Origin of the sequence: Saccharopolyspora mangrovi (assembly GCF_035320975.1) — a bacterium.
Taxonomy (GTDB): Bacteria; Actinomycetota; Actinomycetes; order Mycobacteriales; family Pseudonocardiaceae; genus Saccharopolyspora; species Saccharopolyspora mangrovi.
Genome location: NZ_JAWLNX010000015.1, coordinates 103,644 through 120,723, shown reverse-complemented (window position 1 = coordinate 120,723; position 17,080 = coordinate 103,644). Strand labels below are relative to the sequence as shown.

19 protein-coding genes are annotated in these 17,080 nt (G+C 70.5%); 5 read left to right on the top strand and 14 right to left on the bottom strand.

What is annotated here, in order from left to right; translation table 11 throughout:
* Positions 1-3: 3 nt before the first annotated feature.
* Complete coding sequence (locus R4I43_RS21220; protein WP_324267415.1) at positions 4-489, top strand: MarR family winged helix-turn-helix transcriptional regulator; 486 nt, start codon at positions 4-6, stop codon at positions 487-489.
* A 19-nt stretch (positions 490-508) separates the two neighbouring features.
* Here the strand turns inward: R4I43_RS21220 and R4I43_RS21215 are convergent, their stop codons facing one another.
* The gene (locus R4I43_RS21215; RefSeq protein ID WP_324267475.1) at positions 509-2,368 is read right to left on the bottom strand and encodes an ABC transporter ATP-binding protein; all 1,860 of its coding nucleotides are present in this window, start codon (positions 2,366-2,368) and stop codon (positions 509-511) included.
* Between the two features lie 285 nt (positions 2,369-2,653).
* Here R4I43_RS21215 and R4I43_RS21210 point away from each other — a divergent pair, with 285 nt between their 5' ends.
* Positions 2,654-3,397 (top strand): GPP34 family phosphoprotein, encoded by a 744-nt coding sequence (locus R4I43_RS21210; protein ID WP_324267414.1) that lies wholly within the window; start codon positions 2,654-2,656, stop codon positions 3,395-3,397.
* A 99-nt stretch (positions 3,398-3,496) separates the two neighbouring features.
* Here R4I43_RS21210 and R4I43_RS21205 read toward each other — a convergent pair whose 3' ends face one another.
* Positions 3,497-3,709: a hypothetical protein gene (locus R4I43_RS21205; protein ID WP_324267413.1), complete on the bottom strand. Its 213-nt coding sequence runs from the start codon at positions 3,707-3,709 to the stop codon at positions 3,497-3,499.
* A 163-nt stretch (positions 3,710-3,872) separates the two neighbouring features.
* Here R4I43_RS21205 and R4I43_RS21200 point away from each other — a divergent pair, with 163 nt between their 5' ends.
* Positions 3,873-4,904 carry a DUF3616 domain-containing protein gene (locus R4I43_RS21200; RefSeq protein ID WP_324267412.1) on the top strand — a complete coding sequence of 344 codons (1,032 nt, stop codon included), beginning with the start codon at positions 3,873-3,875 and terminating at the stop codon, positions 4,902-4,904.
* 21 nt (positions 4,905-4,925) lie between these two features.
* Here R4I43_RS21200 and R4I43_RS21195 read toward each other — a convergent pair whose 3' ends face one another.
* The 3 genes from R4I43_RS21195 to R4I43_RS21185 are packed head-to-tail and all read right to left on the bottom strand — an operon-like array spanning position 4,926 to position 7,737.
* Positions 4,926-5,561: a LutC/YkgG family protein gene (locus R4I43_RS21195; RefSeq protein ID WP_324267411.1), complete on the bottom strand. Its 636-nt coding sequence runs from the start codon at positions 5,559-5,561 to the stop codon at positions 4,926-4,928.
* Positions 5,558-6,985 carry a LutB/LldF family L-lactate oxidation iron-sulfur protein gene (locus R4I43_RS21190; RefSeq protein WP_324267474.1) on the bottom strand — a complete coding sequence of 476 codons (1,428 nt, stop codon included), beginning with the start codon at positions 6,983-6,985 and terminating at the stop codon, positions 5,558-5,560. Before R4I43_RS21190 ends, R4I43_RS21195 begins: the two co-directional genes overlap by 4 nt.
* 17 nt (positions 6,986-7,002) lie before the next feature.
* On the bottom strand, positions 7,003-7,737 hold the full coding sequence (locus R4I43_RS21185; protein ID WP_324267410.1) for a (Fe-S)-binding protein: 735 nt from the start codon (positions 7,735-7,737) through the stop codon (positions 7,003-7,005).
* Positions 7,738-7,888: 151 nt separating this feature from the next.
* Here R4I43_RS21185 and R4I43_RS21180 point away from each other — a divergent pair, with 151 nt between their 5' ends.
* The gene (locus tag R4I43_RS21180) at positions 7,889-8,647 is read left to right on the top strand and encodes a FadR/GntR family transcriptional regulator (protein WP_324267409.1); all 759 of its coding nucleotides are present in this window, start codon (positions 7,889-7,891) and stop codon (positions 8,645-8,647) included.
* A gap of 289 nt (positions 8,648-8,936) precedes the next feature.
* Positions 8,937-9,824, top strand: coding sequence for a D-glucuronyl C5-epimerase family protein (locus R4I43_RS21175; RefSeq protein ID WP_324267473.1), 888 nt, complete (start codon positions 8,937-8,939; stop codon positions 9,822-9,824).
* A 230-nt stretch (positions 9,825-10,054) separates the two neighbouring features.
* Here the strand turns inward: R4I43_RS21175 and R4I43_RS21170 are convergent, their stop codons facing one another.
* The 9 genes from R4I43_RS21170 to R4I43_RS21130 all read right to left on the bottom strand — a co-directional run bounded on the left by R4I43_RS21170 (position 10,055) and on the right by R4I43_RS21130 (position 16,912).
* Positions 10,055-10,855, bottom strand: coding sequence for an IclR family transcriptional regulator (locus tag R4I43_RS21170; RefSeq protein ID WP_324267408.1), 801 nt, complete (start codon positions 10,853-10,855; stop codon positions 10,055-10,057).
* 34 nt (positions 10,856-10,889) lie between these two features.
* The gene (pcaC, locus tag R4I43_RS21165; protein ID WP_324267407.1) at positions 10,890-11,273 is read right to left on the bottom strand and encodes a 4-carboxymuconolactone decarboxylase; all 384 of its coding nucleotides are present in this window, start codon (positions 11,271-11,273) and stop codon (positions 10,890-10,892) included.
* Positions 11,270-12,028, bottom strand: a complete 759-nt coding sequence (gene pcaD / locus R4I43_RS21160; protein ID WP_324267406.1) for a 3-oxoadipate enol-lactonase — start codon at positions 12,026-12,028, stop codon at positions 11,270-11,272. Before pcaD ends, pcaC begins: the two co-directional genes overlap by 4 nt.
* Positions 12,025-13,341: a 3-carboxy-cis,cis-muconate cycloisomerase gene (gene pcaB / locus R4I43_RS21155; protein ID WP_324267405.1), complete on the bottom strand. Its 1,317-nt coding sequence runs from the start codon at positions 13,339-13,341 to the stop codon at positions 12,025-12,027. Before pcaB ends, pcaD begins: the two co-directional genes overlap by 4 nt.
* Before the next feature lie 38 nt (positions 13,342-13,379).
* Positions 13,380-13,940 (bottom strand): protocatechuate 3,4-dioxygenase subunit alpha, encoded by a 561-nt coding sequence (gene pcaG / locus R4I43_RS21150; protein WP_324267404.1) that lies wholly within the window; start codon positions 13,938-13,940, stop codon positions 13,380-13,382.
* Positions 13,940-14,692, bottom strand: a complete 753-nt coding sequence (gene pcaH, locus R4I43_RS21145; RefSeq protein ID WP_324267403.1) for a protocatechuate 3,4-dioxygenase subunit beta — start codon at positions 14,690-14,692, stop codon at positions 13,940-13,942. The genes pcaG and pcaH overlap by 1 nt, the downstream gene beginning before the upstream one ends.
* A gap of 46 nt (positions 14,693-14,738) precedes the next feature.
* Entirely contained in the window at positions 14,739-15,494 is a 756-nt protein-coding gene (locus tag R4I43_RS21140) for a CoA-transferase subunit beta (protein WP_324267402.1), read from the bottom strand.
* On the bottom strand, positions 15,491-16,312 hold the full coding sequence (locus R4I43_RS21135) for a CoA transferase subunit A (RefSeq protein WP_324267401.1): 822 nt from the start codon (positions 16,310-16,312) through the stop codon (positions 15,491-15,493). The genes R4I43_RS21140 and R4I43_RS21135 overlap by 4 nt, the downstream gene beginning before the upstream one ends.
* A 114-nt stretch (positions 16,313-16,426) precedes the next feature.
* Positions 16,427-16,912, bottom strand: a complete 486-nt coding sequence (locus R4I43_RS21130; protein ID WP_324267400.1) for an NUDIX domain-containing protein — start codon at positions 16,910-16,912, stop codon at positions 16,427-16,429.
* Positions 16,913-17,080: the final 168 nt, after the last annotated feature.

The window sequence follows — 17,080 nt, the reverse complement described above, 5'->3', positions numbered from 1 at the left end:
CAGGTGAGCGATACGCGCTGGTTGAACGACCACGAGCAGCGCGCCTGGCGGAAGCTGGCGGCCCTGATGACCGTGGTGCCCGCCGCTCTGGACGCGCAGTTGCAGCGCGACGCCGGACTGACGATGTTCGGCTACTGGGTGCTGTCGATGCTCTCGGAAGCACCGGGGCGCGAACTGCGGATGAGCCACCTCGCCCAGCAGTCCAATGCCTCGCCCTCGCGCGTCTCGCACGTGGTCTCCCGGCTGGAGCAGCAGGGTTTCGTCGCCCGCCGCAAGGCCGAGGACGACGCGCGCGGCAGCATCGCCGAACTCACCGAAGCCGGTCTGGCCAAGGTCGTCGACTCGGCTCCCGGCCACGTCGAGAAGGTCCGCTCGCTGATCATGGACGGCCTCGACGAGGACCAGGTGGGCCTCCTCGACGACCTCTGCACGGCCTTGCTCGCGCAGGTCGACCCGGCGGGAACCCTCTCGGTGGCGCCCCCCGAGTGACCTGCTCGGTCCCGGTCGGTCAGGCCGCTTCGCCGGAGTCCGAGCGCTGCTGGGCGAACTGGGTGCGGTAGAGCTCGGCGTAGTGCCCGCCGCGGGCGAGCAGCTCCTCGTGGGTGCCCTCCTCGGCGATCGTGCCCTCGTCGATGACCAGGATCCGGTCGGCCTCGCGGATGGTGGCCAGCCGGTGGGCGATGACCAGGGCGGTGCGCCCCGACAGCGCCGTGGCCAGAGCGCGCTGGACGGCGGCCTCGGATTCGGAGTCCAGGTGCGCGGTGGCCTCGTCGAGCACCACGATCGGCGGCGCCTTGAGCAGCAGCCGGGCGATGGCCAGCCGCTGCTTCTCCCCGCCGGAGAGCCGGTGCCCCCGGTCGCCGACCACCGTGTCCAGCCCGTCGGGCAGCGAGTCGATCAGGTGACCCAGCTGCGCGGTCCGCAGCGCCTCGACCAGCTCCTGCTCGGTGGCCTCCGGGCGGGCGAAGGTGAGGTTGGCGCGGATCGTGTCGTGGAACAGGTGCGCGTCCTGGGTGACCACGCCGACGTGCTCGTACAGCGAGGCCAGCGACGTCTCGCGCACGTCCAGCCCGCCGATGCGCACCGCACCGGAATCGACGTCGTAGAGCCGGCCGGCCAGGTTGGTGATGGTGGTCTTGCCCGCACCGGAATGCCCCACCAGCGCCACGGTCTGGCCCGGCTCGGCGCGGAAGGTGATGTCGTGCAGCACCGGGTGAGCGGGGGAGTTGTCCGGCCGCGCCACCGACTCCAGCGACGCCAGCGACACCTCGCTGGAGGCGGGGTAGCGGAAGGAGACGTGGTCGAACTCCACGTCCGAAGCCCCGGCGGGGAGTTCGCGGGCGCCGGGCTTCTCGGTGATCATCGGCTTGAGGTCGAGGACCTCGAAGACCCGGTCGAAGCTCACCAGCGCCGTCATCACGTCCACGTGCACGTTCGACAACGCCGTCAGCGGCCCGTAGAGGCGGTTGAGCAGCGTCGCCAGCGCCACCAGGGTGCCCAGCTGGAACGCCCCGGTCAGCACCAGACCGCCGCCCAGGCCGTAGACCACGGCCGTGGCCAGCGCTGCCAGCAGCGTCAGCGCCACCATGAACACCCTGCTGTACATGGCCGAGACGATGCCCATGTCGCGGACCTTCTCGGCGCGCGCGGAGAAGCGCTCGGACTCCTCGTCGGTGCGGCCGTAGAGCTTGGCAAGCATCGCTCCGCCCACCCCGAAGCGCTCGGTCATCAGCGAGCTCATCTCGGCGTCGAGCTTCATCTGCTCGCGGGTGACGCGCTGCAGCCTGCGGCCCACCCAGCGCACCGGCAGCAGGAACAGCGGCAGCATCACCAGCGAGATCGCCGTGATCTGCCAGGACAGCGTGAACATGGTGGCCAGCACCAGCACCAGGCTCAGCACGTTGGACACCACCGACGACAACGTCGAGGTCAGCGCCCGCTGCGCGCCGATCACGTCGTTGTTGAGCCGGCTGACCAGCGCACCGGTCTGGGCGCGCACGAAGAACGCGATCGGCATCCGCTGCACGTGGTCGAAGACCTCCCGGCGCAGGTCGTAGATCAGGCCTTCGCCGAGCCGCGCGGAGTACCAGCGCTGGGCCAGGCTCATCGCCGCCTCCAGCACCGCCACCCCGGCCACCGCGAAGGCCAGCCACACGACCAGCGAGAAGTTCCGCGGCACGATGCCGTTGTCGATGATGGCCTTGAACAGCAGCGGGTTGACCACCCCGAGCGCGGCGGCCAGCGCCACCAGCACCAGGAACGGCACGATGTCGCGCAGGTAGGGGCGGGCGTAGCCGCCGATGCGGCGCAGCAGGCCCGCGGACAGGCGTTGCCGGGTGACGGACTTGTCGCTAGCGAACGAGCGCATCGTCGACCAGTTGGCGTTCACGTGGAGGTCCTTCGTGACGTGGTGGTGTCGATCAGGTTCGGGACCCTTACATCGTCGGACTTCGTGTTAGGTGGAAGTCAATGCGCCTCCCGGTTGTTCCCGGTCGAGAAGCGGACGGTTGGCCACCACAACGATTCGGCCACAGCCGCTGCCCGGGCGATGCGATCAACGGCGTTGATCTTGAACGATGGCCGTGCACCACGCGGAGTGCCCGCCCTGGACACCCTCCGGAGTCGGGCAGCCCCGGCGACCACGTTCTGGCAGGTGAAGGAGAGCGACGACGTGTTGAAGGGCGAGGCCGCGCACGGCCGGACCGCTCCAGAGCTCGACAACACGCGACTTCCGCTGCGCATCGCGGACCGGTTCTTCCTGGCCGCCCACAGCGGCGAGAACCGCATCTCCCCGCGCATCGACCCGGAACGGCTCGCACTGGGCTGCGCCGGCGGGCTGCTGGCCGAACTGATCGTGGAGGAGGAAATCGCCGTCACCCCCGACGTGCGACCCAGCGGGAACGGCCGCTGCCCGGACTTCCTGTCCTGGACGGTGCTGCGCGAGATCCGCCGCGAAGCCGGTCACGACCTGCGCACCTGGCTGGAACACCTGTCGCGGACCGCGGTGGAGAAGGTGCGCTGCAGGCTGGTGCTGGTCGACGTGCTGCGCGAAGTCCCGATCTCCGGCGGGCTGCGCGGCGGTTCGGCGGCGGCGTGGCGCGTCGCCGACTCGCAGTGCGGACGCACCACCGCTGCGCTCGAAGAGCTGTTCACCGGCACCGACACCACCACCGGCAACGGCGTCATCACCGTGCCCGAGCGCCTCACCGAGGTCACCTTCGCGCTGCTGGTGCGCGAGACCGGAGCGCTGCGGCCCATGCGCTTCGCCAAGCAGGCGCAGCGCCAAGGCGAGTTCCGGATGAACTCCTGGGAATCGCTGCTGCCCGGCACGTTGCGCACCCTGATCCACGAGATCGCCGGCGCGCGCGGCAGCTCCGCGATCACGCCGGTGCACTGAAGGGTTCGAGCGCGGATCGGGCTGGTGGGGCAGCCCGGAAGTCGGACGCCGAGTCGCGGCAGGGCACCCGGCTCCGTGCCCTGCCGTGGCGACGAGGTGTCAGGTTTCAGCACCCACGTAGCGGAATTCCCAGGTGCCATCACCGTTCCTGCCGGAACGCTCGTAGATCAGCCGCGGTGGCACGGCCTCCGGATTGCGAGCGCGCGCGGGCAGGGTGATGCGCGGGATCGGTTTGCCCGATGAGTCGGCCGAGACGGTCAGCTCCTGACCGTCCTGCGGCCCACCGCGGAGCCGGACCCGGATGTCTGGCACGGCGACCCCTTTCCTTCTCCCATAGACGCGAGGACAACGACATCGGCTAGGACCGCGCACCCGCCGCACCGGTTCCCGCACTCACTTGATCGTGTGGGTGAGGAGATCATCACGAAACCCTGATCCAGGAGCTCACGGCGGAAGGGCCTGGTAGAAACGATGGATGAACGTAGCACGAACGGTGCGACTGGCCTTCACCGCACGGGCGGTCGAAACCGACACGCACGTCAACCTCTCGGCGGTGCGCACCGACGGCGTGCACCTGTGGATCGCCGGCGACGAGACCGCCACCGTCGAGCGGCTCACCTGCGACGACCCCGCCAGGCCCACCGCCTACCGCGACCACGTGAGCTTCCCGCTGGCCGACGTCATCGACCTGCCCGGTGAGGCCGACGAGGAGGTCGACGTCGAAGGGATCTCCCGCAACGGCCCGTTCCTGTGGGTGGTGGGCTCGCACAGCGCCAAGCGCCGCAAGGTCAAACCCCACCACTCCGACGCCAAGGCCGCCAAGCGCCTCGCCTCGGTCTCCGCCGAACCCAGCCGCCGCGTGCTCGCCCGCATCGCCCTGGCCGACGACGTGCCCGCCGGAGCCACCCCGGAAGGTGCTCCCAGCGCCGCCCTCGGCAGGGGAGGGCTGTTCGACCTGCTCGCCGACGACGAGCACCTGGCCCCGTTCCTGTCCATCCCCGGCAAGGACAACGGCCTGGACGTCGAAGGCATCGCCGTGCACGGCGAAGTTGGCCACGAACGCGTCTACCTCGGACTGCGCGGCCCGGTGCTGCGCGGCTGGGCGGTGGTGCTGCTGCTGGAACCGCGCGAGGACGACGGGGAGCTCGAACTCCGCAAGCTCAACGGCCACCGCTACGCCAAGATCTTCCTCGACCTCGACGGCCTGGGCATCCGCGACATGTGCGTGCACGGCGACGACCTGCTGCTGCTGGCCGGGCCCTCGATGGACCTCGACGGCCCGGTGCGCGTCTACCGCTGGCCCGGTGCGGCCAACCTCGACACCGCCGACGTCGTCCACCGCACCGAACTGGACCGCGAGCTCGACGTGTCCCACGGCGAGGGCGACGACCACGCCGAAGGCCTCGCGCTGCTGCCCTCCGGTGAGCTCCTGGTCGTCTACGACAGCCCCGCCGCGCACCGCCTCAAGGAGCCCGGCGCGGTCCTGGCCGACGTCCTGCCGCTGTAGCGCGGGAGGACGTCGGGACGCTCAGACCGCCGGGGTGACCAGGACGTGCAGAGTCCTGGGGCCGTGGACGCCCTCGACCCGGTTGAGCTCGATGTCGCTGGTGGCCGAGGGGCCGCTGATGAACGTCGTCGGCCTGGTCGGGTCCAGGCGGGAGATCGCGGCCGGCACGTCATCGGCCACCTGGGGCTCGGCGACCACGCAGATGTGCAGGTCGGGGACCAGGGTCGCGGCTCGGCGGCCCTGGCCCGGCCCGTGGTCCAGCACGATCGTGCCGGTGGAGGCGATGCCCACCGCAGCTGTGGTGATCACCGCGTCGACCTGCTCCAACGCCGCCGTGCCCGCTTCCGGGTCGACCAGCTCGAAGTCCTCTCCCAGCACCTGCGACCACGCCTGTGGTGCCCCGTCCGGGATCAGCAGCCGCCGAGCCCCGGCCGCGCGCGCCACTTCGGCGATCTTCGAGACCGCGGCCTCGGCGGCCACCCGGTCCACAGTGGCCTTGTAGTCGGCGACCGTCTCGCAGAACAGCGCCACCAGGTCCGCCGCCGGGCGGGTGGTGCGGTACTCGCGCGGGACCGCCGACGGGGGAGTGCGTTCGGTGCCGCGCAACGCCTCCCGCACCCGACCCAGCACCGCTTCGCGTGCCGAAACCGACGTCATGACTTGCCTCCTCGGGTGCGCTCCCACCAGGACCGGAACGACTCCTGCGCGGGAGCGGGCGCGTCGCGGGCGTCCGTCCAGCGCGATAGCGGAGCCGGCAGCCGGCCGATCGTGCCGCGCCGGCCGATCACCTTCCGGCTCCACGAAGCCAGCTTCTGCGCCACCGCCAGCCGCTTGGCATCGCCCAGCACCCACGACGCCACGCCCATCAGCGCGTCCATCGGCTTGTCCCGGGCACCCGAGTGCTCCTCGACGACCCGGGTCCGCAGGTGCACCAGCAGGTCCGGGATGTCGATGGCCACCGGGCACACGTCGTAGCACGCGCCGCACAACGACGACGCGTACGGCAAGGACTTGTCCACATCGGACTGGGTGCCGCGCAGCTGAGGGGTGAGCACCGCCCCGATCGGGCCCGGGTACACCGAGCCGTAGGCGTGCCCACCGGTGCGCTCGTAGACCGGGCACACGTTCAGGCAGGCCGAGCAGCGGATGCAGCGCAACGCCTGCCGCCCGACCTCGTCGGCCAGCGCGTTGGTGCGCCCGTTGTCCAGCAGCACCACGTGGAACTCCTGCGGCCCATCACCGGCCGCCACGCCCGTCCACGTCGAGGTGTAGGGGTTCATCCGCTCACCGGTGCTCGACCGCGGCAGCAGCTGCAGGAACACCTCCAGGTCCTGCCAGCTGGGCACGATCTTCTCGATGCCCACCACGCTGATCAGCGTCTCCGGCAGCGTCAGGCACATCCGGCCGTTGCCCTCGGACTCGACGACCACCAGCGTGCCCGAGTCGGCGACCGCGAAGTTCGCGCCCGAGACGGCCACCTTGGCGCGCAGGAACTTCTCCCGCAGGTGCTGCCGCGCCGCCTCGGCCAGCCGCGCGGGGTCGTCGGTGAGGTCCTCGGGGGCGGGAGCGCCGACCTTGCCCATCTCGCGGCGGAAGATCTCCCGGATCTCCGCCCGGTTGCGGTGGATCGCCGGAACGAGGATGTGGCTCGGCGCGTCGTGTCCCAGCTGGACGATCAACTCGGCCAGATCGGTTTCCCACGCGTCGATGCCGGCCTCGGCCAGCGCCTCGTTGAGCTCGATCTCCTGGGTGGCCATCGACTTGACCTTCACGACCTCGCGCTCACCGGTCGCCCGGACGAGGTCGGTGACGATCCGGTTGGCCTCGGCGGCGTCGCGCGCCCAGTGCACCGTGCCCCCGGCCTCGGTCACCGCGGTCTCGAACTGCTCCAGGTAGGTGTCCAGGTTGGACAGCGTGTGCGCCTTGAGCGCCGCGCCGGCTTCGCGCAGCTGCGCCCAGTCGTCGAGCTCGTCGACGACACCGGCGCGCTTGCGGCGGATCGTGGCGGTGGCGTTGGCCAGGTTGTGCCGCAACTGCGAATCCGCCAGCTCCCGCTTGGCCGCGGTCGGGAACGAGGGCATGCCCAGGGGAGTGGCGCTCACAGCTGGTCTCCTTCCGTCGAAGCCAGGATCTCGGCGAGGTGCAGCACCCGGATGCCGGAGCGCTGCCGCGACAGCAGGCCGCCGATGTGCATCAGGCACGACGAGTCGCCCGCGCACAGCACCTCCGCGCCCGTCTCGCGCACGTGGCGGGCCTTGTCGGCACCCATCGCCACCGACACGTCGGGGTTCTTCAGCGCGAACGTCCCGCCGAAACCGCAGCACTGCTCGGAGGCGGGCAGCTCCACCAGGTCCAACGACCGCACCGCGCGCAGCAAGCGCAGCGGCCGCTCGCCGACCCGCAGCAGCCGCGCGGAGTGGCAGGTGGGGTGGTAGGTGACCCGGTGCGGGAAGTAGGCGCCGACGTCGGTCACGCCCAGCACGTCGACCAGGAACTCGGAGAGCTCGTGGACCTTCGGCGCGGTGTGCTCCACGGCGCGGGTGAGCTCGCGGTCGCCGTCGGCGACCTGCGCGTGCTGGTGGCGCACCGAGGCCACGCACGAACCCGAGGGCGCCACGATCGCGTCGTAGCCGTCGAAGGCGTCGACGAACGTCCGCACCGAGGACTTCGCCTGCTTGCGGTAGCCGGTGTTGGTGTGCATCTGCCCACAGCAGGTCTGCGCGGCGGGGAAGTCCACCTCGCAGCCCAGACGCTCCAGGACCTGCACCGTCGCCTTCGGGGCGGCGGGGAAGAGCGTGTCGCCGAGGCAGGTCGCGAACAGTGCCACCCTCATGCGCGCATCACCGGTTCCTCTCCGTCCGGGCCTCCGGGAGCATCCTCGCGCACAGTGCGCCACGACACCGGACTTGCTGACCATTGTATGGTCCGACCATAGCGGGGACTTACCCTAGGTACCGCTGACGGCGCGTGTAAAGGGGACCCGAGTGACAGGTTTCGAATCCGAGGCGGACGCGGGCGACGCCGACTGGCGCCCGGTGGCGCGCACCCGCACCTACGAGCTGGTCATCGACCGAGTCGAGGAGCAGATCGTCTCCGGCGCGCTCAAGGTCGGCGACCGGCTGCCCGCCGAACGCGACCTCGCCAAGATGCTCGGCGTCAGCCGCGCCGCGGTCCGGGAGGCGTTCCGCGCGCTGGAAGCCCAAGGCGTGCTGCGCATGGGCGTGGGCACCGGACCCGACTCGGGCACCACCGTCGCAGCCCTGCCCAGCCAGGCCCTGACCCGGCTGCTGCGGCTGCACGTGGCGCTGGCGAACTTCCCCGTCGCCGACGTGGTGCGCGCCCGCATCATGCTGGAACGCGAGAGCGCCCGGCACGCCGCCACCCGCGCCCGGCCCGACGACCTGCACAGGCTCGGGGAGCTGCTGGACGAGATGGACTCACCGGACTGCGACCGGGCGCGGTTCAACGACCTCGACACCGAGTTCCACGTCCGCATCGCCGAAGCCGGCGGCAACCGGCTCGTCGCCGACATGACCATCGCCATCCGCGAATCGATGCGCCGGCCCCTGCTGGCGGCCTTCGACGCCCTCGGCGACGACTGGCACCCCATCGCCGAGGAGCTGCGCCGCGACCACCGCAAGACCTACCAGGCCCTGCGCGACGGGGACGCCAAGGCCGCCGAAGAGCTCACCGAAGCCCACATCCGCGCCTTCTACGCCCACGGCTGGGCCCGCGAACTCTGACCAGTGCCCAGATCAAACTGGAGGTCTCCGGGCGATTGTCGGACAACACCGTCGGAGCCGACCGCGCCAGCTGACAGAGCCACGACCAGATGGCGGAGTCAGGTGGCCTGAATCGGCCACCGACGATGAGCCGGGCGATGGTGCGATCGGGGTCGCTCATTGGTAGTCAAGGGCCTGCGCACGTGGCGGGCGCGGGCGAAGATTCCTCGATGTTGACGACTACCTCATATCGGGAAGGCGGACCATGGCGAAGTGGCGATGGCGACTCATACTAGCGCTAGTGCTCGCGATGACGTCCACAACCGCAGGCGGAGCTGCGGCCGAACTCGACTTCAAACGCGCTGATTACACCATCCGGGGTTTGCCAGCCGATTCGTGGCCCTACAACGCTTCTGCGCCGAAGCCGCTGGATGGCAAGGAGATCTACGACGAGGAAGGCGTGTCCGTCAGGGTGATCAATGGCCGTCGGTACAACCATCCGGTGCTCCAGGCCCAGTTTATGCTTACCAGGCTCAGTAGCTATCGCCACAACCATGATCCCGCATATTTGACTCGCGTGGAGGCGCATGCGAAGCGGCTGGCGACTACCGCTGTTCACTCCAGGGGGGCGCTTTACCTGCCGTATCCGTTTGAGTGGCCGTTGCATGGCGATCAATCCAATGTGATGAAACCGCCGTGGTTCTCAGCGATGGCTCAGGGGCAGGCGCTGAGTGCGTTCGTGCGGCTCTACGAGGTAACTGGCAAGCAGCAGTACCGTGAGATCGCCGATGGGCTGTTCGCGAGTTTCAAGAACCTCAAGCGGCCTGGTGTGCCGTGGACGGTTGATGTCGATGATCGCGGCTACCTGTGGTTCGAAGAGTACGCGAAGGAGCCGGGTGCTGATCGCGCTTTCAATGGTCACGTGTTCGCCACGTATGGTCTGTACGACTACTACCGGCTGACCCGCGATGCCCAGGTGGAGCGGCTTATGCAGGGCGGACTGACAGCAGCAGCCGAGTACATGTGGCACATCCGCCAACCGGGGCAGGCGAGTCGGTATTGCCTCACCCATCACCACAGCTACCCGCAGTATCACGCAGTCCACGTCGAGCAATTGGCAATGATGTTTGCGATGACTGCGGCCCCGGAGTTTGATCGGGCACGGGACGCGTTCACTGCCGACTTCCCACGCAAGTGATGGTTGTTGGTCGGTCGCGAGCGGCAGGACGGGCACGAGCCCGGCGGATCACCGCGACGCTTCTGGGGCGTTTTCCGGCGCCGGATGTCCACCCGCTCGGACGCGCTCAGACAGGGATCACCCGCTCACGCCACGCAGAGTATGAGCACCGTGTTCTCCGGTCACGGGCGGGATCGCAGATTCCGCACTCGCTCTCAGAGACAACGCACGAAATACTCCTCCGGCCGGGATCAGCGCACGACGGCCCGGGACTGGGGCGAGACCGCCAGATCGGCGGCGATGCGGCGGGTGGTGTCCAGCAGCGGGGGCAGCAGGTCGTTCTGGGCGACCTCCGGCGTGGTGCGGCTGGCGTGGGAGGAGATGTTGGCCGCCGCCACGACGCGGCCGTAGCGGTCCCGGACGGGTGCGGCGATCGAACGCAGCCCGGCCTCCAGCTCCTGGTCCACCAGCGCCCAGCCCTGCTCCCGGATGCGGGCGAGCTCGTCGAGCAGGTCGGCGCGCGTGGTGATGGTGTGCGGGCCCAGCGGCGCCAGGTCGATCTGGTCCAGGTGCGCGTGGAGCTTGTCCTCGGGCAGATCGGCCAGCAGCACCCGCCCCATCGACGTGGCGTAGGCGGGGAAGCGGGTGCCGATGTTGATCGACACCGTCATGATCCGCGAGGTGGGAACGCGAGCCACGTAGACGATGTCGGTGCCGTCGAGCACCGACACCGACGCCGACTCGTGCACCTCCGACACCAGCTGCTCCAGGTGCGGCTGGGCGATCTCCGGCAGCGACACGCTCGACAGGTAGGCGAAACCCAGCTCCAGCACCCGCGGCGTCAGCGCGAACACCCGGCCGTCTGTCCACACGTAACCCAGGCCGACCAGCGTGTGCAGGAAGCGGCGGGCCGCCGCGCGCGACAGGTCCGTCGCGCGCGCGACCTCCGACAACGTCATCTCCGGGTTGGCCTCGTCGAACGCGCGGATCACCAGCAGCCCGCGCGCCAGCGACTGCACGTACCCGCTGCTGGTGTCGGACTCGGACTCCATCGGTGATCCCCTCGTCGGCGCAACCCTGCTGAAGTTACCCCGTTTGCTCCTCGGCCAGGATCGTATTGGCGATGCCGAACGCCGTGTTCGCGCGGGGCACACCCGCGTAGATCGCCACGTGCATCAGCACCTCCTTGATCCGCTCCGGCTCCAGGCCGTTGCGGCGAGCGGCCCGCACGTGCATCGCGAACTCCTCCTCGCAGCCGGTGGCGGCCAGGATCGCCAGCGTCAGCATGCTGCGCGTCGGCCGGTCCACGCCGTCGCCGGTCCACACCTCGCCCCACGCGTAGCGGGTGATGAAGTCCTGGAAACCCTCGGTGAAGTCGGTCTTGCGGGCGTTGGCGCGGTCGACGTGCGCGTCGCCGAGCACCTCGCGGCGCACCTCCATGCCCGCGTCGTAGCGGTTTCGCTCGCTCATGCGGCTCCTCCGAAGTGCTCCAGCAGCAGCCGGTTGACGGCCTCGGGCTGCTCGGCGTTGGCCAGGTGCGCGGCCGGCGAGAGCACCTCCACGCGCGCGCCCGGGACGCCGGCCGCGATGCGCTCGGCGTGCGACGGGGGAGTGGCGGGATCTTCGGCACCGGCGATCACCAGCGTCGGCGCCGCGATCCCGGGCAGGCCGTCGAGGATGTCCATGCCCGCGATCGCCTCGCAGCACCCCGCGTAGCCCTCGGCGTCCGCGCTGCTGATCATGCCGCCGAACTTCTCCCGGATCTCGGGCCGTTCCGCCGCGGCCGGGGTGAACCAGCGCGGCAGCGACGGCTCGACCATCGCGGCCATGCCGTCGGCCCGCACCGTCGCAGCGCGCTCCAGCCACGAGGCGCTGCCCAGGTCCGCCGAGGTGCAGATCAGCGCCAGCCGGTCGATGCGCTCGGGCGCGTGCTCGGCCAGCCACATCCCGGTCATGCCGCCCAGCGACACGCCCGCGAAGTGCGCCTTGCCGATGCCCAGCCGATCGAGCAGCTCCAGCACGTCACCGCCCAGCTCCGCCAGCGCGTACGGGCCCGGCTTCGCACCGGTGCCGCCGTGGCCGCGCTGGTCGTAGCGCAGCACGCGGAACCGGTCGCTCAGCGCCGGGACCTGCTCGTCCCACAGGCGCAGGTCGGTGCCCAGCGAGTTGGACAGCACCACGACCGGAGCCCCCTCGGGCCCGGTCAGTTCGTGGTTGACGTTCAACGCTTCTCCCATCCGGTGTGTGCGGCCAGTGCCCGATCGATGAAATCCGATGCGGCGCCCAGGTAGTCCTCCGGCGAGGTCGCCGCGACGACCTCCGGTTCGGACAGCACCGCGCGCACCCGCGGCTCGGCGAGCAGTTCGGCCCGCAGCGTGCTGCCGCGTTCCGCGGTGCGCCGGCACAGCTCGGCGACCAGCTCCTGGGCGTCGGTGCGGCCCAGCGCGCCCATCAGCCGCCCGGCGGCGTTCTCGGCGAGCACCAGGCCGCGGGTGAGGTCGAGGTTGGCGGCCATCCGGTCGGGGTGAACCCGCAGGCCCTCCAGCAGTTCCCGCGTCCGGCGGGCCGCGGCCGCCGACAGCCGCAGCAGCTCGGTCAGCGGCTGCCACTCCGACTGCCACGCCCCGGCCGCGCGCTCGTAGGCCTGCGGCATCGCCGACAGCAGCGTCGCCACCAGCCCCGGGACGCGCTGGGTGGCGGCCGTGATCAGCACCGAGGCGGCCGGGTTCTGCTTGTGCGGCATGGCCGACGAGCCGCCCGGCTTGCCCTCGGTGAGCTCACCGACCTCGGTCTGGGCGTGCAACTCCACGTCCAGCGCGATCTTGCCGAGCACGCCCGAGGCGGTGCCCAGCGCTCCGGCGAGCTCGGCGATGCGGGTGCGGTCGGTGTGCCACGGCAGCACCGGTTCGGCCAGCCCGAGCCGCTCGGCCACGCCCGAAAGCACCTGCGGCCCGCGGGAACCCAGCGACGCCAGCGTGCCCGCCGCGCCGCCGAACTGCACGGCCGGTGCGAACCGCGCGACACCGGCGATCGCCTCGTCCAGCGCGGTCAGCCAGCCCGCGCAGCGCAAGCCGAACGTCGTCGGCAACGCCTGCTGCAGCAGCGACCGGGCGATCAGCACCGTGCCCCGGTGCTCCTCGGCCAGCCGCGCGCACTGCCGCGCCGCCGCGCGCAGATCGGCCAGCACCAGCTCCAGCACGTCGCGGATCACCAGCATCGCGCCGGTGTCGATGACGTCCTGGCTGGTCGCGCCCCGGTGCACGTGCGGCCGCGAATCCGGGCCGACCAGCGCCGTGAGGTCCTTGACCAGCGCGATCACCGGGGTCGCCGAGGACACCGCGCGCTCACCGATCGACGCGGCGTCGAACAGCTCCGCGCGGCAGTGCGCGGCGATGTCCTCGGCGGCCTCGGCGGGCACGATCCCGGCCTCGGCCTGGGAGGCGGCCAGCGCCGACTCGAAGTCCAGCATCGCCTGCAGCCACGCCGCATCGCCGGTGCGGGCGGTGGCCTCCGGGGTGCTGGACATCGAACCGAACAAGCCGGCCTCCTTCGATCCTGTGTGGACTCGCGGAACCATCAGACCGCGAAGAACACCGTTTCGCCATCGCCCTGCAGGCGGATGTCGAACCGCACGCCCCGCTCGTCGGCCACCCCGATCAAGGTGTCGCGGCGCTCGGCCGGAACCGCCGCCAGCACCGGGTCGGCGGCGTTGGCCGCCTCGTCCGGGAAGTACACGCGGGTGACCACGCGGTGGAGCATGCCGCGGGCCAGCACGGTCACGTCGATGTGCGGAGCCTCGGTCTCGCCGGCCGGGGTGGGCAGCGGGCCCGGCTTGACCGTGCGGAACCAGAACCGGCCCTCGGTGTCGGTGCCGCAGCGGCCGAAACCCTGCCAGCCGGAGGTGTCGGGACGCGGGTCGTCGGGGTGGTCGAAGCGGCCCTGCTCGTCGGCCTGCCAGATCTCGATCACCCCGTCCGGGACGGGGTCGCCGTTGCCGTCGCGGAGAACGCCGTGCAGCACGAACGCGCCCTCGCGGTCGGCGGGCACCACTTCCGGCCCGTCGTCCCACAGGATCCCCTGCGGCAGCGCGTAGAACGGGCCGACCGTCTGCGACGGGGTGGTGGCGGGAGCGCGCATCAGTCGTCGTCCTCCTCTTCCTCGTCCTCGAACACCGTGGCCTGGGGGCCGCGCAGCACGATGTCCCACTTGTAGCTCAACGCCCACTCGGGCACCGTCGAATCCAGGTCGAACCGGGAGACCATCCGCTCCCGCGCCTTCTCGTCGCGCACCGAGTTGAAGATCGGGTCCTGGTAGAACAGCGGATCGCCCGGGAAGTACATCTGGGTGATCAGCCGCTGGGTGAACGCCTGCCCGAACAGCGAGAAGTGGATGTGCGCCGGGCGCCACGCGTTGTCGTGGTTGCGCCACGGGTAGGCGCCCGGCTTGATGGTGACGAACCGGTAGTTGCCCTCGGAGTCGGTCACGCACCGGCCGGTGCCCGAGAAGTTGGGGTCCAGCGGAGCCGGGTGCCGGTCGCCCTGGTGAAGGTATCGGCCCGCCGCGTTCGCCTGCCAGATCTCCACCAGCGTGTTCGGGATCGGCTTGCCGGCCGAGTCCAGGACCTTGCCGCTGACGATGATCCGCTCGCCGAGGGGCTCACCGTCGTGCTGCAGCGTGAGGTCGCTGTCGTGCTCGCCGCACCGGTCCTGGCCGAGCAGGGGGCCGGTCACCTCGGTCAGGTACTGCGGCAGGTACTGCAACGGCTGCTTCGGGTGCCGCAGCGTCGAGGACCGGTACTCCCCGGAGTCCAGCGGCGGGTGCGACGCATCGTCGGGCGCGTACTCCGGCAGGATGAGACCGGACCCGGACCGCGTCTCGTGAACAGTCATAGGGGCTCCTTGAACAGCTTCGGTGCCAAGTCTTCTCGCGGCGGTTCTAGACCGTAGCCTTGAGGGCTCGCAGGACTTCCAGCTCCTTTTCACTGGGCGGATCCTGGGTGGTGAGCTCGTCGGCGACCTTGAGGTCCCAGCCGACGGCTTCCCTGGCCTGCTCCGCGGTCGAGCCCGGGCTGAGCTCGGTGAGGGTCAGCTCGCAGGTGTCCGGGTCGGGGCGCAGCACGCCCAGATCGGTGATCACCTTGACAGGGCCCTTGCCGCGCAGGCCCAGCCGCTCGCGGTCGCCCTTGCCGGTGCCGTAGCCCAGCGAGGTCGTGAAGTCGACCTTGTCGACGAAGCTGCGGGGGCTCATCCGCATCACGATCAGCACCTCGCGGCACGAGGCCGCGATCTCCGGGGCGCCGCCCGCGCCCGGCAGGCGCACCTTCGGGTTGCGGTAGTCGCCGCCGATGACGGTGGTGTTGATGTTGCCGAACCGGTCCACCTGCGCACCGCCGAGGAAACCGATGTCGATGCGGCCCGGCTGCAGCCAGTAGTTGAAGATCTCCGGCACGCTGATCACCGAATCGGCGGTGTCGGCCAGCACCCCGTCACCGATGGACAGCGGCAGCCGGTCCGGCTTGGCGCCCAGGGTGCCCGATTCGTAGATGAGCACCAGGTTCGGCGCGTGCGTGCGGCGCGCCAGGTTCGCCGCCGTGCTGGGCAGGCCGATGCCCACGAAGCACTTGGCGCCGTCGGCCAGCGACCGGGCCGCGCCGACGGTCATCATCTCGTCGGAGGTGAACTCCAGGCTCATCGCGCGCTCCTCTCCGCACCGAAGACCTCGCCGGCCAGCCACTGCTCGAAGCGCTCGCGGTCCCGGCCGATCGGATCCCAGTCCTGGTAGTAGTCGTTGTCGCGCTCGTAGTAGCCCTGCGCGTAGGACGGGTGCGCACCGCGCGGCACCTCGGCCACGGCCGTGACCGCCCACTGCGGCAGCACCACGGCACCGGGCACCGGCGTGAGCTCGTCGACGACCTCCTCCACGGTCACCAGCGACCGGGCCGAGGCCAGCACCGTCTCCTTCTGCACGCCCGTGATGCCCCACATCTGCACGTTGCCCGCCTTGTCGGCGCGCTGCGCGTGGATGATGCCCACGTCCGGGTTCACCGCGGGGACCGCGGTGAGGCGCTCACCGGTGAACGGGCACTCGATGGGCTTGATCGTGTCGGTCTGGCCGGGCAGGTCGGTGCCGGTGTAGCCGCGCAGCACCGCGAACGGCAGCCCGGAGGCGCCGGCGGCGTAGCGGTTGGCCATGCCCGCGTGGCTGTGCTCCTCGATCTCCAGCGGGACCGGCCAGGAGTTCTGGATGGCGTCGCGGAAGCGGTGCAGCGAGCCGACACCGGGGTTGCCGCCCCAGGAGAAGACCAGCTTGCGCGCGCAGCCCGCGCCGATCATCTGATCGTAGACGATGTCCGGCGTCATCCGGACCAGCGTGAGGTCCTTGCGGCGCTGCCGGATGATCTCGTGACCGGCGGCGACCGGGATGAGGTGCGTGAACCCCTCCAGCGCGACCGTGTCGCCGTCGTGGACGAGCTCCGCGACGGCCTCGCGAAGGCTCAGGATGCGTGCCACCCCGACCACCTCTCGTTGTGCGCATAGTGAACAGATGTGCTGTATGCGAACGATAAGGGAGCCACTGCTCCCCGGTCAAGAGGGGTTTCGCCTGCTTGAAGGTGTTTCGGGAGGTCAGAGCTCGCCGGTCGGCGGCAGGCCGTCCGCGGGCAGGCCGAGGACCTCGAGGGCGGCCTCAGCTGCCGCGGTGGCCTGCAGGTAGCCGGTCTCGCCCCACGCGAGCAGGTCGCCGGCCTTGCTCGGGTGCACCAGCAGCCGCCGGTAGGTGCGGCCGCTGTCGGGGTCCGGCGCGGCCGGGTGCGCGCAGGAGATCACCGCGGCCATCCGGACCTGCGCGTAGGGGGAGATGCCGTCGTCGACGCACTGGTAGCCGAGGTAGTGCGGCTCGTCGATGTCGACGGTGACCTCTTCCATCGCCTCGCGGCGCAGGATGTCGGCGTAGGCGGCCTCGCCCGGTTCCGGCCGGCCGCCGGGCAGCGTGTGCTTGCTGCCGTCGAGGCGGATTAGCAGCCTGCCGTCGGGGACGAACAGGAACCCGTACACCTGCCGCACCGCCAGGCCCGCCGGAACGGGGTCGGTGTGCCAGGAGAACTTGGGCATTGGTGCGGGTCCCTTCGCCAAGGTGTCAGAAAAGATCACTTTACCTGAGGTCGGCGTTCGGCCAGCTGCGTTCGAAAGGGTGTTTCCCCAGCGCACGGGTCTCGATTCGGACATTCGGGATGGATCCAGATGTGTGAGCTGGTTCACAGGGCCGGTTCGGGTTGCTAC

What these genes read in the sequence shown, in the direction of transcription:
- R4I43_RS21215 (WP_324267475.1), bottom strand. Translation starts at nt 2,368, where the DNA reads ATGCGCTCGTTCGCTAGCGACAAGTCCGTCACCCGGCAACGCCTGTCC.
- R4I43_RS21200 (WP_324267412.1), top strand. Translation starts at nt 3,873, where the DNA reads ATGAACGTAGCACGAACGGTGCGACTGGCCTTCACCGCACGGGCGGTC.
- R4I43_RS21195 (WP_324267411.1), bottom strand. Translation starts at nt 5,561, where the DNA reads ATGACGTCGGTTTCGGCACGCGAAGCGGTGCTGGGTCGGGTGCGGGAG.
- R4I43_RS21190 (WP_324267474.1), bottom strand. Translation starts at nt 6,985, where the DNA reads ATGCCCTCGTTCCCGACCGCGGCCAAGCGGGAGCTGGCGGATTCGCAG.
- R4I43_RS21185 (WP_324267410.1), bottom strand. Translation starts at nt 7,737, where the DNA reads ATGAGGGTGGCACTGTTCGCGACCTGCCTCGGCGACACGCTCTTCCCC.
- R4I43_RS21175 (WP_324267473.1), top strand. Translation starts at nt 8,937, where the DNA reads ATGACGTCCACAACCGCAGGCGGAGCTGCGGCCGAACTCGACTTCAAA.
- R4I43_RS21170 (WP_324267408.1), bottom strand. Translation starts at nt 10,855, where the DNA reads ATGGAGTCCGAGTCCGACACCAGCAGCGGGTACGTGCAGTCGCTGGCG.
- pcaC (WP_324267407.1), bottom strand. Translation starts at nt 11,273, where the DNA reads ATGAGCGAGCGAAACCGCTACGACGCGGGCATGGAGGTGCGCCGCGAG.
- pcaG (WP_324267404.1), bottom strand. Translation starts at nt 13,940, where the DNA reads ATGCGCGCTCCCGCCACCACCCCGTCGCAGACGGTCGGCCCGTTCTAC.
- pcaH (WP_324267403.1), bottom strand. Translation starts at nt 14,692, where the DNA reads ATGACTGTTCACGAGACGCGGTCCGGGTCCGGTCTCATCCTGCCGGAG.
- R4I43_RS21140 (WP_324267402.1), bottom strand. Translation starts at nt 15,494, where the DNA reads ATGAGCCTGGAGTTCACCTCCGACGAGATGATGACCGTCGGCGCGGCC.
- R4I43_RS21130 (WP_324267400.1), bottom strand. Translation starts at nt 16,912, where the DNA reads ATGCCCAAGTTCTCCTGGCACACCGACCCCGTTCCGGCGGGCCTGGCG.